The following is a 14,766-nucleotide window of genomic DNA, read 5'->3' on the forward strand; positions in this document are numbered from 1 at the left end:
TTAAACAAGTTGTAGTTTTCTTCTCACTCGGATAATCTCTTTTTTCACGCTATTTCTTTCTGGATAATCAATACGATAATGACCACCAACACTGTCTTCTCTTTGCAAAGCTGATACTGTTATAAGCTCACAAACTGTTAACATATTAATAAGCGTTATCTCTTCATTTGTAAGTGCATCATATTGTAAGATCATATTTCGCACACCGTACCTACTAAACCATCTCTGAGCATATGATAAATTTTTCTCAGTTCGCACAATCCCAACATGCTTCATCATGTATTCTTGTATTTCTTCTTTCAACGGTAAATCATTAAGAGCTATAAAACTTTTCCCTCTCTCTTCCGGCACATTTTTTCTTTCCTCTGCTGGCTTAGCTAAAATGTGTTTTCCTATTCGTCTTCCAAACACAAGACCTTCTAATAATGAATTACTCGCCAATCTATTCGCACCATGAACTCCATTACAAGCCACTTCACCGACCGCATATAAGTTTGAAATGGACGTCTCTCCGTCACAATTCGTCTTCACGCCGCCCATATGAAAATGAGCGCCCGGTACGACCGGAATAGAATTTTCTTTTAAATCAACACCATTCTTTTTACATAATGATGAGACGGTCGGAAAACGTTGTTCAAAGTTTTGAATGGTTTCGATGTTTAAGTACACTGTTTCACCCGCAAGAAGTTGTTCATGAATAGCCCTTGCCACTACATCACGCGGTGCGAGATCTTTCCCGGGATGTATATCCATCATAAAACGCTGTCCTTTTGCATTTATAAGGACAGCTCCTTCACCACGGACTGCTTCAGAAACGAGACCACAACATCGCCCGTCCACATATAACATTGTCGGATGAAATTGTACAAATTCTAAATCAACAAGTTCTCCCCCAGCTCGATATATCATCGCAAGTCCATCGCCTGTAATTGTCTCATCATTCGATGTAAAGGCGTACAAACCACCTATTCCTCCTGATGCTAACACCGTATTATCAGCATAGTAACGCTTCAGCTTCCCTTCACTATTTCGCGTTAAAGCTCCTATGCATTTATTATTTTCTATAATAAAATCGAGTACCATTTCATGCTCAACGACAGTAACGTTCGGAACTACTTCTTGTATTAAATGCTCTAATAGATTTTTACCAGTTGCATCTCCTCCGGCATGTAAAATGCGCCGTTTTCGATGCGCCCCTTCTTTACCAAGGTGGATCCCTTTTTCATCCCCATCAAATTTCATTCCATTCGTAATAAGCTTACTTATTTCTTTCGGTCCCTCTTCAACTAAATAACGAACTGCTTCTTCGTTGTTATAATGGCAACCTGCCACTAATGTATCTTCAAAATGCCCACTCGGATCGTCATATGTAGCAACAGCTGCTGCAATTCCTCCTTGAGCTAAATGTGTATTGTTATTACGTCCTGTTTTTTTTGTGATAATTATCACATTCTTTTCGTGACAAAGCTCTTTCGCAACACGAAGCGCTGCAACGCCGCTTCCGATAATCAAGACATCTGCACTTGGCATAATTGTTGCCTCCTACTTTACACTTTTCAACTGTCTTGACACCTATATTTACATAGTTTTAAAATAATGACAAGAGTTTTTTTACAATTCTTATTTTCACTACCATTCTAAAAACGAAAACAAATGTCACTCTTACTGAAGAGAGGAAATTACATGATGATATATCTAGATTATGCAGCGACAACACCTATGAGCGAAGAAGCCTTAGAAACATATATAGCAGCGGCAAAAACATATTTCGGAAATGAACAAAGTTTACACGATATCGGCGGAAGTGCATCATCTTTATTACAAGTTTGTAGAGAAACATTTGCAGAAATGATTGGGGGTAAGGAACAAGGTGTATTCTTTACAAGCGGCGGTTCAGAATCTAACTACCTTGCGATTCAATCCCTTCTAAATGCTAGAAATGGAAAGCACATTATTACGACACCTATGGAACACGCATCGATTCGAAGTTATTTCCAATCCTTACAATCGCAAGGTTATACTATTACTGAGATTCCTGTGGATAAAAGTGGGATAATTCATTTAGTAGATTTAGAAGCAGCTATTACAGAAGATACTGCTCTAGCAAGTATACAGCACGGAAACTCTGAAATCGGGACCGTTCAAAACATTGCAGAGATCGGAGCACTTTTAAAAAAATATAATGTTTTATTTCATTCGGATTGTGTTCAAACGTTTGGTAAACTTCCAATAGACGTTAAAGCGATGGAGATTGATAGTCTCTCTGTTTCAGCTCATAAAATATACGGACCAAAAGGAGTTGGAGCTTGCTATATAAATCCGCAAGTTCGCTGGGAACAAGTATTTCCGGGAACTTCTCATGAAAAAGGCTTTCGCCCTGGTACAGTGAACGTTCCTGGAATTGCTGCTTTTTTAACAGCCGCAGAGCATATATTAAAGAATCAAAAGGAAGAGAGCTTCCGTTTTAAACAATTACGATCTTATTTTTTAGAGCAATTACAAACACTTCCTCTAGAAATTGAAGTGAAAGGACATTCTACTTCTTGTTTACCACATATTATTGGGGTTACAATAAAAGGAATAGAAGGTCAGTATACAATGTTAGAATGTAACCGTCATGGTATAGCCATTTCAACTGGAAGTGCTTGCCAAGTCGGTAAACAAGACCCTTCAAAAACAATGCTTGCAATTGGAAAAACGTATGAAGAGGCAAAACAATATGTCCGCTTTTCTTTCGGACATCACACAACGAAAGAACAAATTGATACAACTATTCATGCACTACACACAATTGGAAATCAATTTTATAGAGGTGTTAAATCATAATGAAACAAAATGATCAAAAAAAGATTTTAGGCGAAGAAAGACGACAACTCATCCTTGAGTGGCTTCTTGCTGCAAATGAACCGTTATCGGGGAATGAGCTATCTAAAAAGACAAACGTAAGTAGGCAAGTTATCGTTCAAGACATTTCCTTACTAAAAGCACGAAATGAACCAATTATTGCGACTGCACAAGGGTATTTATATTTAAAACCACAAACAAGACAACAAGCTTTTGAACGCGTAATCGTATGCCAACATAAACCGGCAGAAGTACGTCAAGAACTTACTATGTTAGTTGACCACGGCATTACGATTAAAGACGTAAAAGTTGAGCATCCTGTATACGGCGATTTAACAGCATCAATTATGGTAAGTAATCGCTTTGATGTAGAGCAATATTTACAAAAAATCGAAAACACAAACGCTTCCTATCTTTCGCAACTAACAGATGGTATTCACTTACATACAATTGAAGCAGATTCTAAAGAGAAATTAGATGCCGCTTGCGAGGCACTAGACCGCGCTGGATTTCTCGTTTATTAATGTAAAGCACAGAGTTTTTTATCATTCTCTGTGCTTTTTTAGTGATATAATATTGTAATCAATTGTAAAGGGGGTCAAATATGGGAATTGAACTCGTTCACTTTAGCACCGGTAAACCGAAACAAATGAAATATGGCGAAGATAAAGAAATGATAACAGGTATATGTAAAGATCCTACAGAAGAGGCCTTCCTCTCAAAAGACGGATTCCGTGGTGATGATGTAGCGGATTTAAAACACCACGGGGGACCTGATCGCGCAGTTTGCGTGTACCCACACGAGCATTACGCACTATGGGAAGAAGAATTTCAAACTACACTTCCGGCTTCCACATTTGGCGAAAACATTACCGTAACAAATATGTTAGAGCGTGATGTATGCATCGGAGATACATATCAACTAGGCGAAGCAATCATTCAAGTTACACAAGCGAGAGTACCTTGTAGCACAATTTCAAAACGCCTTGGTATTCCTGGTATTTTGCCACGCATTGTAGCAACTGGATATACTGGTTATTTATGCCGCGTTCTTCAAGAAGGTACTGTACGTCAAGATTCTAAAATTACATTATTAGAGCGTCCATCAAACAATGTATCTGTTTTGTTCTCTAACGAAATTTATTTTCATAATAGGAAAGATAAAGATGGCATTGAGAAGGTTCTTGCTGTTCCAGAACTAGCCGAGATTTGGCGTGGTCAGTTAGAGGATCGTCTTGCGAAGTTAAAATAAATAGAATCCCACCATTTATAGGTGGGATTCTATTTATCTATCACAAAATGTATTATCTGATAAAATTATATCAGCGATTAGAAGGGAAATATCGACAGTTCATCCACCTCTCTTACAACCAATAAGAAGAATAACTCCCCAGCACTGTAACAGAAAAACCGAGTGCTTCAAGTTCCATCATTACGCCTGGCAATAATACGTCATCATATGCTTTATCTACGTCGATTAAGAAAAAGTAATTTCCAAGACCTGTTTTCATCGGGCGAGATTCGATTTTTGATAAGTTTAATTTTCTCCATGCGAAAGCTGATAACACTTGATATAGTGCCCCTGCGTAATCAGCAGGTAACGTTATCATAAGCGTCGTTTTCTCTCCTCGGTTTTCTCCGTTATTTGGGAGTACTGCTTTCTTTTTCTTATGGAGAACAAGGAAACGTGTATGATTGTTTTTATGCGTATGAATATCACGCCTTACAATTGTTAATCCGTATTTTTCTGCCGCTGCTTCATTTGCAATAGCTGCAATTTTTTCTTCAGGATGTTCTTTCACATATTGCGCAGCAGCGCTTGTTGATGTCATATCGCGAACGGTTACCCCTTTTAATTCCTCATTTAAAAATTTATGGCACTGTGCAATGGCATGCGGATGAGAATGTACAGCGTATACTTCTTTCCACACTTCTTCGTACTGCGGGTGTACGAGTAAATGCTGCTGAATTGGCACTGTAATTTCTCCTACAATGGAAAGTGGCTGCTCATGTACGAGATAATCAACCGTTATATTAACTGAACCTTCTATGGCGTTCTCTAACGGTACGACCGCATAATCTACATTTTCATTTGCAGCTGCATCAATACAATCTGGAATCGTTCGATACGGTACATGCTCTGCTTCCGGAAAAAAACGACTCACCGCCATATTTGTAAATGTTGCCTCTGGTCCTAAATATCCTACTCGAATCATCGTCTTTTCCCTCTCTTTTTCGTTTTCTTACTGTTATACCACAATTTTAAATATTCTTCTATGTAAATTTCGAATATTTAAAAAAGACTAGCATTCGCTAGTCTAAATGTTTCCTATATTCTCTTTGAGCGAAGAAGAAATACATAATGCATGCAGCAATGTAAAATAAAATAAACAAGCCTACTTTTCTTAATGAACCGTCCATAAAGATCGTATTATGAAACGTATATAACGCAACTGCACTATGCATACTCCCTACTATAATAGGCGCAAAAAATAGCATACATAATTGCCAACGAGAAATCTTCCACACCTCTTCCTTTGTCATCCCAAGTTTAAAGAGTGCACCATACTGTTTACGATCCGATGCAATATTATGAAACCATTTAAAATATACGATACTGCATGAAGTAAGGAAGAATAATATACTAATGAATGAGCCTACAAATAGAGTAATATTACCGAACTCTTTCATATTCACATATAACTCCATATTACTTCGAAATGCATCATTTGTATCTTGTTTCATATGTTTCCGTAAATCTGCATTCAAATCTTTCGTATTTTCGATATTTGGTAATGTGTAACCTCTATATATCATTTTTTCAGAATCCGTAATTGTATTTGATATAATCTCAAAATCTTCATCATTCATGACGAAAAACAGACCATTAATGTGCGAAGGGTGATAGTTAAATTGTACCCCTTCTTTCTGACCGTTAAATGCAAATTGATATGTTTGATTTATTACTTGTAATTGAATCTCTTTTTGATTATATACATTCGGATGATTGCGTTTATTATAATAAACAAGTGTAACTGTTCCTTTTTTAGGATGATACGTTTTCTGTTTTTGTTTTCTCGCCTCTTGATTGTATTCACTTTCCTTTATAAGCGGCGCTACCTCTGTTTCTCCCTTATTGGACTGAAAAGATGCATACACTCCAACAAAACTCATATATTGAAAATCATCATATCCATATTGATGTAATAAGTTTTCAACCTTGTCTTTCTCGAAAACTTCATGAGCAGAAGTGCCTTTTTCTATGTATGAAAATGAGTGTACTCCTCCGCCACGCCACATATCTTGCATGCTAGAAAAATATAAGAACACCGTACCTGTCGCCGTAACGACAAACGTTGTTGCCATAGACAACAGAAAGAAAAAGCGACTATTTTCCTTCATTCGATGTGACAATTGATTCACTATAAATAAATACGGATATGTATACATAATCCTTTTATTTCTTTTTATCACTTCTAATATTTGTGTAGCGCCATGTGTAAATGAAAAATACGTCCCAAAAGAAATGAGTATAACAACCGGAAAAAAGTATAATGCTATCGTTGTCATCGTCACTTGTAGCGCTAACGCATATCCCGTCCCTAAACAAGCAAAACCGAATAAACAAAGCCACTTTGATGTTTTCCTCTCTCGTTTATCTGTTCGAAATTCTTTTAATAACCGTATGATTTTTATATTCCATATACGTAAAGCACTTATAAAAGATAACAGAACAAAGACAAGCATATATGTAACAAACGTTACACCAATCGCTCTCATGTCAAATATGACAGGGAGTTCTTTCGGAAGATGAAGTAACATACTAAATACCATAAAAAAGAGTTTTAAAGAAATCATGCCCAGCCCAATACCGAAAATATTAGCGAAAATTCCGATCAATATTTGCTCGGTCATAATCACTCCTATTACGTTAGACTTCGTCGCTCCCATTAACATATATAACCCTAATTCTTTCTTACGTGCTTCTATGAAAATAGAAGTAGAGTACAAAATAAATATGACGAAAAAAGAAATAATTATAACGTTACATATGATAAGTCCCCAGCGTACATTTTGATACCACATCGTCTCTTGCATATACGGATGTACAATGACAGACATGTATGCATAAGAAGCAAATATTGCAAAACAACTACTTAAGAAAAACACTTTATAATTACGCCAATTTCCCTTTATATTTTGTAGCGCTAGTTGCCGAATGTTCATCTATCGTCCTCCTGTACCTTACTACATAGGCAAAAAGCTAGAGGTTTCCCTAGCTTTTCACGTGTTTTAAATATCCTCTTTGCGCGATCATAAAGTAAATGGCAGAAGCTAAAATATAAGCCCCTATTACAATCGCACCTGATTTCCATAAATCGATATAAAGCATTTTCCCTAACGTATGAAGAGCAAACCCACTATGAATTGTACCGATTAAAATTGGGATAAAGAAGATAACACCCATCTGACGAATTGCAATTTTACGAATTTCTTTATCTGTCATACCAATTCTTTTTAATGACTTAAATTGAATACGATCTTGTTCTTTATCATTAAACCATTTAAAGTATGTCATGCTACAAGCAAAGAAGAAGAACAGTACTGCTACGAAGAAGCCGATGAACATTGTAATCGCTCCTTGCTCCTTTATCGCTTTATACGTAAGGATAGAATTGTGGAAATTCTGTTGTTGTTCTTGTGCAATTTCTTTCTTTAAGTCTAGTACAAGATTTTCTGTTCCTTTCCAATCTTCAATATAATATCCATAATATTTTGTCTTTTCTTCATCTGCTACGAGCTGTGAATATTTCACAAAATCCTCATCATTCACAATCAAATAGCCATCATCATTAAAAACAGACTTTGATACTGGATCATTTAGCTTAATAGACTGTTTTTGTCCGTTCAATTTAAATTCAAATGGCTTCGTAAGATCCGGCTTGACAATATCATTCATCATATCAACTACAACCATCGTTGCACTTCCCGGCTTATTTTGCACTTCTGGCACGTTCTGTTTACGCGCTTCTTTATTATATTCCTTTTCAGAGATAATCCCTAACGGCATCTCATGTTCACCGTTAAACATCGTTACCTTTTGAGTTGCAGGAAGTTTTACATACGTTACTTTTCGCGCTTCTTCAAATCCGTGTTTTTTTATTAGTTCTTGTGCTTTCCCTTCACTAATGATGTTATGCGTATTTACCCCCTTTTCTTCATACGAAATAGCATGCGGAGCACTAGCCACTGTTTTATAACTCATATCCTCAAAGAACACGTACAGTGTACCAACTGCTGAAGAAACAACCGCCGTAATGATAGAAATTACAAATAGAAAACGAGCATTATCTTTCATTTTGTAAATAAGATTGCTAAATACGAACATATTTGGATACGTATAAAAAGATTGTTTTCTTTTTTGCAGTGCTTTTAATACGACTGTACTACCTTGCGTAAACAGTAAATACGTTCCGCCTATTGTCAGCCCTACAATCGGTAAAAACAGCATTATAAAATTCATAAATGTCACTTGGAAGCTAAGCACATATGCAGCAATAATACAGCCTATACCAACTACCCCTAACCATGTAAATGCAAAAGGTTCTACTTTTTGTTTTCTTGCCTCTCTTAATAAATCAATAATTTGCAAGCGGCCTACTGTCCAAACACTAAACAATGATAGTATTAAAAAGAGGACAAAGTATATACCAACTGTAATAAGAACTGCTTTTCCATTCCACACAAGCGGCAGTGTTTTATCAATTTTTAGTAAGACACTGAGTGCTTGGAAGAAAAGTTTTGAACAAAGCATTCCAATCCCAATACCTACTACAATGGCAATACTCCCTAACATCAGTTGCTCTAATATAATCATTCGGCCGAGCTGAGACTTTGTTCCACCTATTAACGTTAATAAGCCAAATTCTTTTTTTCTTGCTCGTAAAAACGTTGAATTCGCATATAAAATAAAGAGTGCTGAGAAGATTACTACAATATAATTCATCGATTCTAACCCTTTTGTAATCATCGTCTTCATACTAATATTACCGCTTACGACATCTGGATGATAAATGAAGGAAGCATACATGAAAAATACGACAATCGATAAACAACTACTAATAAGAAACGCTTTATAATTACGCCAATTTCCTTTTACATTATTAAGCGCGAGCTGGCGAAAGTTCATGATATTCTCCTCCTAGCATCGCAAGTACGTCTAAAATTTCTTGGAAAAAGGCTTGCTTCGTTCTTCCTTTATGTATTTCTGAAAAAATCTCTCCATCACGTATGAAAAGGATACGTTCGCAATAACTAGCGGCTACTGGATCATGTGTTACCATTGCAATCGTTACTTTCTTTTGCTCATGCAAATCTTGAAGTGCTCCCATTAATGATTTCGCTGACTTAGAATCTAGGTTTCCTGTTGGCTCATCCGCTAAAATTAATGTTGGTTCATGAATAATCGCCCTTGCAGCTGCTGCACGTTGTTGTTGTCCACCTGATACTTCGTATACTTTTTTATTTAAAATTTCTTCGATGTTTAAAAACCTCGCAATTTCAAGTACTTTCGCATCAATTTCTTTTACAGATTTCTTCGCCATTACAAGCGGCAAAATAATATTTTCTTTAATCGATAATGTATCAAGTAAGTTGAAATCTTGGAAAATGAATCCTAGATGTGTACGGCGAAATTCCGCCAATTTTGCAGCACGCATTTGATTAATTTCTTCACCATTTACAAGCACATGACCTGAAGTTTGCTTATCAATTGTTGCTAATAAATTTAAAAGCGTTGTTTTTCCGCTCCCTGAAGGCCCCATAATTCCTACAAATTCGCCTTCTTCAATTTTAAAATTTATATCATTTAAAGCAGTCGTCGCTACTGACCCTTTTGATTGGTACACTTTTGTTAATCCTTTTACTTCAAGAACACTCATTTCTAATCCCCCTATGTGTTTTCTTCTTACACTTACTATAAGAAAAATAAGAAAAAGAAACGAGTGATTTCCCTTACAAAACGTTTTGTTATCTTACAGTTTTGTCATTTTTCTCATTAATGTATGATATTCTTCATCTTTTGCAAATTGGAACGTGAATGTTGTCCCTTCCCCTTCAGCCGATTGCACATACATTCCATGATGTAAATTATCGCAAATTTCCTTCGTAATATATAAACCCATTCCAGTCGCTTCTCTCGTTTTACGGCCATTTATTCCCGTAAAGAACGGATCAAATATACGCTTTACATCCTGCTCAGGAATACCAATTCCATTGTCCTTAATATGTAATAACACCTTTTGATCTTTCTCTTCAATTTGAAATTGAATTTCTTTTTTCTCTGCTTCTGAAATTTTTGTATACTTAATTGCATTCACAACAATTTGGCTCATCGCGATACTAAGCCACTTTCTATCAGACGCAATCATACAAGTCTCTTCTTCAAACATCATTTTCGGAAATACAGAAGATTGAATGAACGACTTCCGATTTTCATTAATAATATCTCGAATGACCTCTATAACATTTACTACTTCTACTTTATAGTCTTTCGAAAATTGATCTAACCTTGCCATATGTAACGCTAAATCTAACCCATTTAAAATACGGTTATTTTCTTCACGAATACTTTCAATCGTTCCCCTTGCTTCACGGTGTTCCTTACCATATTTCTGTAACAATAATTCAATAACGGATACTGGTGTTTTCATTTGATGGATCCACTGGTTCATAAAAATCATTTGCTGTTGCTCTTTTGCATGCTGCTTATGAACTTCATTCATATATTGCTGCCTTAATAGCGTAAACGCTTCAACGACCAGTTCTTGCTCTGCTGTATAAGAAGTATCAATAAGTAAAGAGTCATGTAATGTATGTCCACCGGCAATATACTGTTCTATTCTCTTTAAAAACACACTTCGTTTTCGGTAATCGTAAATAAGGTATACACTAAACACAACTGTCCCTAATAAAAGTCCGTATAACCATGTACTCCAGTCCAGCGCACGCTTTTCTAAAAGGCTTTGCAACTGCAATACGAGTCCAAATAAACAAAGGCTTATAATGTAAGAAAGGATTAAGGAAAAACGTTCTATGAGGTAATTTTTAACCTTCATGCCCTTCGCCCCACTCAGTAAGAAGAGCATAACCGTACCCACGCTTTGTGACAATTGCATTTTTAATGCCTAACTCCTCAAGTTTCTTCCTTACACGCTTTACATTCACGGTTAATGTATTATCATCAACAAAAGCTACTTCATCCCATAAAGCCTCTAACAGCTCTTCACGTGTCACGTATTGATTTGCTTGTTTCATTAAACATTCTAATAAATAAAACTCATTTTTTGTAAGTTCCGTTTGTTGACCTTTCCACTCTACTGTGTGCTGTGATGGGAATAATAACAATCCATTAACACCTAAGCAGTCACTTTCCGCGGCCAAAGCATACTCACCATACCCGCGGCGGAGTGCACTTTTCACCTTTGCCATTACGATATCTAAATGGAATGGCTTCGTAATGTAATCATCTCCGCCATTTTCAATCGCCATTACTTGATCCATTTCCCCTGTTCTTGCAGAAACAAAAATAATTGGCGCATTCGATACAGTGCGGATTTGGCGGCACCAGTAGAAGCCATCAAAGTATGGTAAATTAATATCAAGTAACACAAGATGAGGACTTACTTTTACAAACTCATCTTTTATATGCCGTAAATCGCTCACTCTGAAAGATTGATATCCATACCTTTCTAAATGCTCCTCTAATATCTCTGCAATTTTTTCATCATCTTCTACAATTAATATTTTATACATATTCCTTTTCTCCCCATAAAATATTCTTCTAAAATCACTCCTTTTTCTATTATAAATTGAAACTTTAATCAATGGGGATTTTTTCCTATATCGACTTATGGTTCGCCTATATGAATTAGGTTTTTACTGGACTCAAATAACGAAAAAAAAAGACCGCCATATTTCGGCAGTCTTAATCGATAAATTCAAATTGATATTCAAGAATTTTCACAATATCTCCGTCTGTTGCACCACGTGCACGAAGGGCTTCATCAATACCCATTCCACGCATTTGACGAGCAAATCGGCGTACAGATTCATCACGTGAGAAGTCTGTCATCTTGAATGTTTTCTCAATGTCATAACCAGAAATAACAAATGTGCCATCACTTTCGCGTGTAATTTCAAAATTAGATTCAGATTCAAATTTGTACATTACACTTGCTTCAGATTCTTCTACATCATCGTACATTGGGAATTCTGGTGTTGTTTCTAATAAGTTCGCTACTTCAAATAGTAAGTCACGAACACCTTGTTTCGTTACAGCTGAGATTGGGAAAATTTTCACTTCGTCTCCCAATTTCTCTTTAAATGCTTGTAAGTTTTCTTCTGCATCTGGCATATCCATTTTGTTTGCAACAACAACTTGTGGACGCTCAGTTAAACGCATATTGTATTCTTTTAGTTCATTATTGATTGTGACATAATCTTCATATGGCTCACGTCCTTCTAAACCAGACATATCGATAACGTGCACAATTACACGTGTACGTTCGATATGACGTAAGAATTGGTGTCCAAGTCCAACGCCGGAGTGTGCGCCTTCAATTAGTCCAGGAAGGTCAGCCATAACGAAGCTGCGGTTATCACCAGTTTCAACAACACCAAGATTCGGAACGATTGTTGTAAAGTGATATTCTGCAATTTTCGGACGCGCTGATGATACAACAGATAATAATGTAGATTTACCTACACTTGGGAATCCAACAAGTCCAACATCTGCTAGCACTTTAAGTTCTAGCGTGACATCACGTTCTTGACCTGGTTCCCCGTTCTCAGCGATTTCTGGCGCTGGGTTCGTCGCTGTTGCGAAACGTGAATTACCACGGCCACCACGGCCACCTCTTGCGATTACAGCTGTTTGTTCATGCGTTACTAAATCGGCAAGAATTTCACCTGTTTTTTCATCTTTCACTATTGTTCCTGGTGGAACCTTTACGATTAAATCTTCAGATTTACGACCGTGCTGACCTTTACTCATTCCGTGCTGACCGCGATCAGCTTTGAAATGACGTTGGTAGCGGAAGTCCATTAATGTACGTAAGCCTTCCTCAACAACAAAAACAACATCTGCACCTTTACCACCGTCGCCACCTGCTGGGCCACCTTTAGGTACATACTTCTCACGACGATACGCAACCATTCCGTTACCACCGTCGCCGCCTTTTACATATATCTTGACCTGATCTACAAACATTATTTCACCACACTTTTTTCGATTAGTTGTAATATAACTGAGACTTCTTCGTCTCGTACTGTATAAGAAATGGAATACCATTTATTGTTTTCGTTCGCAAGCCACGTTTGTAGTTCTTCTACATTCGTTAGCTTTCCACGAAAATCAAAAAAGAAACGAGCATTCTCCGCGTCACTTTCAATTGTGATACAAACATAATTTTCAACATATACGTCTAAACTATGCTGAAGCATTAAGAAAAACTGATTCGTCCATGTACATACAGTCTCATCTAGATGAGATAAGTTATGTAATTTCCCTAATACTTCGTACTCCAATAAGCACGGTTGCTGTTTCCAATTATATGTTAAAATCCACTCTGAAAATAAAGGCATTGATAGCCCCATCAGATTGGATTCTTGTCTCGCTTCTTGGACAAAACGATCGATGAGCCTATGAATCTCTTCCACTTTTCCAAGGGAAAGATTTCCTTTAACCATCTGCAAACGATTGAGCCAATCATGTCTCGAGTGGCTCAACGCATCTATAATTGTCCATTTTTCATTCATTTAGATACCCCTTAATATAGAAAAACTCTAACCTGCACTCAGGTTAGAGTTTTCCGTGAGTTCTTATGCTTCTTGAGCAACAGGATATACGCTCACTTGTTTGCGGTCACGACCAAGACGCTCAAAGCGTACTACGCCGTCAACTTTCGCGTATAAAGTGTCATCGCCACCACGACCAACGTTAACACCTGGATAAATTTTTGTACCGCGTTGACGGTAAAGAATTGAACCACCTGAAACCGTTTGACCATCTGCGCGTTTAGCACCAAGACGTTTTGACTGAGAGTCACGACCGTTCTTTGTACTACCTACACCTTTCTTAGATGCGAAAAACTGAAGATCTAATCTTAACATACGTTACACCTCCTGCACTTTTTCTATTAAACGGATATACTTTCCGTAATCAAGTTCAATCGTCTTAAGTGAAACAACCAATCCTTCTAAAAGTATTTGTGCTTTTTCTGCTGTATGAACGTCTAAATCATTAGGCAATTCATACGTCAAGAATCCGCCATCACTTCCGAGTTCAATAGTTGCCTGCACATTACAAAGTTCTTCCACTGCATTTATAGAACCAAACACAACCGCTGTAGTTCCAGCACAGACAAGATCTTGTCCATGTGGCGCATAATTGGCATGTCCCGTCATTTTAAATGATCGGATACTTCCTAGTTTCGTGCGACTTATCGTAATCTTAATCATCTTAACCAGAATTAAGCGTTGATAGCTTCAACTACTAGCTTAGTGTAAGGTTGACGATGACCTTGTTTCTTACGATTGTTCTTTTTCGCTTTGTATTTGAAAACGATGATTTTCTTAGCGCGACCTTGTTTTTCAACTTTCGCAGTAACTGTTGCACCCTCTACAACTGGGCTACCAACTTTCACGTTTTCGCCACCAACGAAAAGAACTTTGTCAAAAGTAACAGTTTCACCAGCTTCAACATCTAATTTTTCAATGTAGATTGCTTGACCAGCTTCAACTTTAATTTGTTTTCCACCTGTTTCGATAATTGCGTACATACTTGCACCTCCTCTTAATTACTAAGACTCGCCAAAAACGAGGTAGACATAAAATGTCTTTAGGGAACCTGTCTTGTGCGGT

Annotated in this window: 15 protein-coding genes and 1 other annotated feature (1 of these 16 running past the window's edge); of the genes, 3 read left to right on the forward strand and 12 right to left on the reverse strand. The window is 37.0% G+C overall.

The window, feature by feature from the left end:
- On the reverse strand, positions 1–1,530 hold the full coding sequence (gene nadB / locus ABH957_RS03265; RefSeq protein WP_113935643.1) for an L-aspartate oxidase: 1,530 nt from the start codon (positions 1,528–1,530) through the stop codon (positions 1–3).
- Between the two features lie 153 nt (positions 1,531–1,683).
- Between nadB and ABH957_RS03270 the strand changes: the two genes are divergently transcribed.
- The 3 genes from ABH957_RS03270 to ABH957_RS03280 all read left to right on the forward strand — a co-directional run bounded on the left by ABH957_RS03270 (position 1,684) and on the right by ABH957_RS03280 (position 4,096).
- Positions 1,684–2,826 carry an IscS subfamily cysteine desulfurase gene (locus tag ABH957_RS03270; RefSeq protein ID WP_002034158.1) on the forward strand — a complete coding sequence of 381 codons (1,143 nt, stop codon included), beginning with the start codon at positions 1,684–1,686 and terminating at the stop codon, positions 2,824–2,826.
- Complete coding sequence (locus tag ABH957_RS03275; RefSeq protein WP_113935644.1) at positions 2,826–3,368, forward strand: transcription repressor NadR; 543 nt, start codon at positions 2,826–2,828, stop codon at positions 3,366–3,368. The genes ABH957_RS03270 and ABH957_RS03275 overlap by 1 nt, the downstream gene beginning before the upstream one ends.
- Positions 3,369–3,448: 80 nt before the next feature.
- Entirely contained in the window at positions 3,449–4,096 is a 648-nt protein-coding gene (locus ABH957_RS03280; RefSeq protein ID WP_002088802.1) for an MOSC domain-containing protein, read from the forward strand.
- A 112-nt stretch (positions 4,097–4,208) separates the two neighbouring features.
- Here ABH957_RS03280 and pheA read toward each other — a convergent pair whose 3' ends face one another.
- From pheA to rplU, 11 genes are all read right to left on the reverse strand, one after another.
- Positions 4,209–5,060 carry a prephenate dehydratase gene (gene pheA, locus ABH957_RS03285; protein WP_002015384.1) on the reverse strand — a complete coding sequence of 284 codons (852 nt, stop codon included), beginning with the start codon at positions 5,058–5,060 and terminating at the stop codon, positions 4,209–4,211.
- 97 nt (positions 5,061–5,157) lie between these two features.
- Complete coding sequence (locus ABH957_RS03290; protein WP_404510644.1) at positions 5,158–7,071, reverse strand: ABC transporter permease; 1,914 nt, start codon at positions 7,069–7,071, stop codon at positions 5,158–5,160.
- A gap of 49 nt (positions 7,072–7,120) precedes the next feature.
- Positions 7,121–9,034: an ABC transporter permease gene (locus ABH957_RS03295; RefSeq protein ID WP_002165036.1), complete on the reverse strand. Its 1,914-nt coding sequence runs from the start codon at positions 9,032–9,034 to the stop codon at positions 7,121–7,123.
- Positions 9,009–9,785 carry an ABC transporter ATP-binding protein gene (locus tag ABH957_RS03300; protein ID WP_002015381.1) on the reverse strand — a complete coding sequence of 259 codons (777 nt, stop codon included), beginning with the start codon at positions 9,783–9,785 and terminating at the stop codon, positions 9,009–9,011. The genes ABH957_RS03295 and ABH957_RS03300 overlap by 26 nt, the downstream gene beginning before the upstream one ends.
- 93 nt (positions 9,786–9,878) lie before the next feature.
- Positions 9,879–10,961 carry a HAMP domain-containing histidine kinase gene (locus ABH957_RS03305; RefSeq protein ID WP_113935648.1) on the reverse strand — a complete coding sequence of 361 codons (1,083 nt, stop codon included), beginning with the start codon at positions 10,959–10,961 and terminating at the stop codon, positions 9,879–9,881.
- Positions 10,951–11,658 (reverse strand): response regulator transcription factor, encoded by a 708-nt coding sequence (locus ABH957_RS03310; RefSeq protein ID WP_002034150.1) that lies wholly within the window; start codon positions 11,656–11,658, stop codon positions 10,951–10,953. Before ABH957_RS03310 ends, ABH957_RS03305 begins: the two co-directional genes overlap by 11 nt.
- A gap of 172 nt (positions 11,659–11,830) precedes the next feature.
- A complete protein-coding gene (gene obgE, locus ABH957_RS03315; RefSeq protein ID WP_002015378.1) occupies positions 11,831–13,114 on the reverse strand; it encodes a GTPase ObgE in 1,284 nt (427 codons plus the stop codon).
- Positions 13,114–13,662: a sporulation initiation phosphotransferase B gene (locus ABH957_RS03320; RefSeq protein WP_002015377.1), complete on the reverse strand. Its 549-nt coding sequence runs from the start codon at positions 13,660–13,662 to the stop codon at positions 13,114–13,116. The genes obgE and ABH957_RS03320 overlap by 1 nt, the downstream gene beginning before the upstream one ends.
- A 63-nt stretch (positions 13,663–13,725) precedes the next feature.
- Positions 13,726–14,016: a 50S ribosomal protein L27 gene (gene rpmA / locus ABH957_RS03325; protein ID WP_000944957.1), complete on the reverse strand. Its 291-nt coding sequence runs from the start codon at positions 14,014–14,016 to the stop codon at positions 13,726–13,728.
- Between the two features lie 3 nt (positions 14,017–14,019).
- The gene (locus ABH957_RS03330; RefSeq protein ID WP_002138477.1) at positions 14,020–14,364 is read right to left on the reverse strand and encodes a ribosomal-processing cysteine protease Prp; all 345 of its coding nucleotides are present in this window, start codon (positions 14,362–14,364) and stop codon (positions 14,020–14,022) included.
- Between the two features lie 11 nt (positions 14,365–14,375).
- On the reverse strand, positions 14,376–14,684 hold the full coding sequence (gene rplU, locus ABH957_RS03335) for a 50S ribosomal protein L21 (protein ID WP_000270907.1): 309 nt from the start codon (positions 14,682–14,684) through the stop codon (positions 14,376–14,378).
- Between the two features lie 14 nt (positions 14,685–14,698).
- Positions 14,699–14,766: a sequence feature (ribosomal protein L21 leader region), on the reverse strand; it runs 11 nt beyond the window's last position.

This window comes from Bacillus sp. RC242 (assembly GCF_044908245.1).
Lineage (GTDB): Bacteria > Bacillota > Bacilli > Bacillales > Bacillaceae_G > Bacillus_A > Bacillus_A mycoides.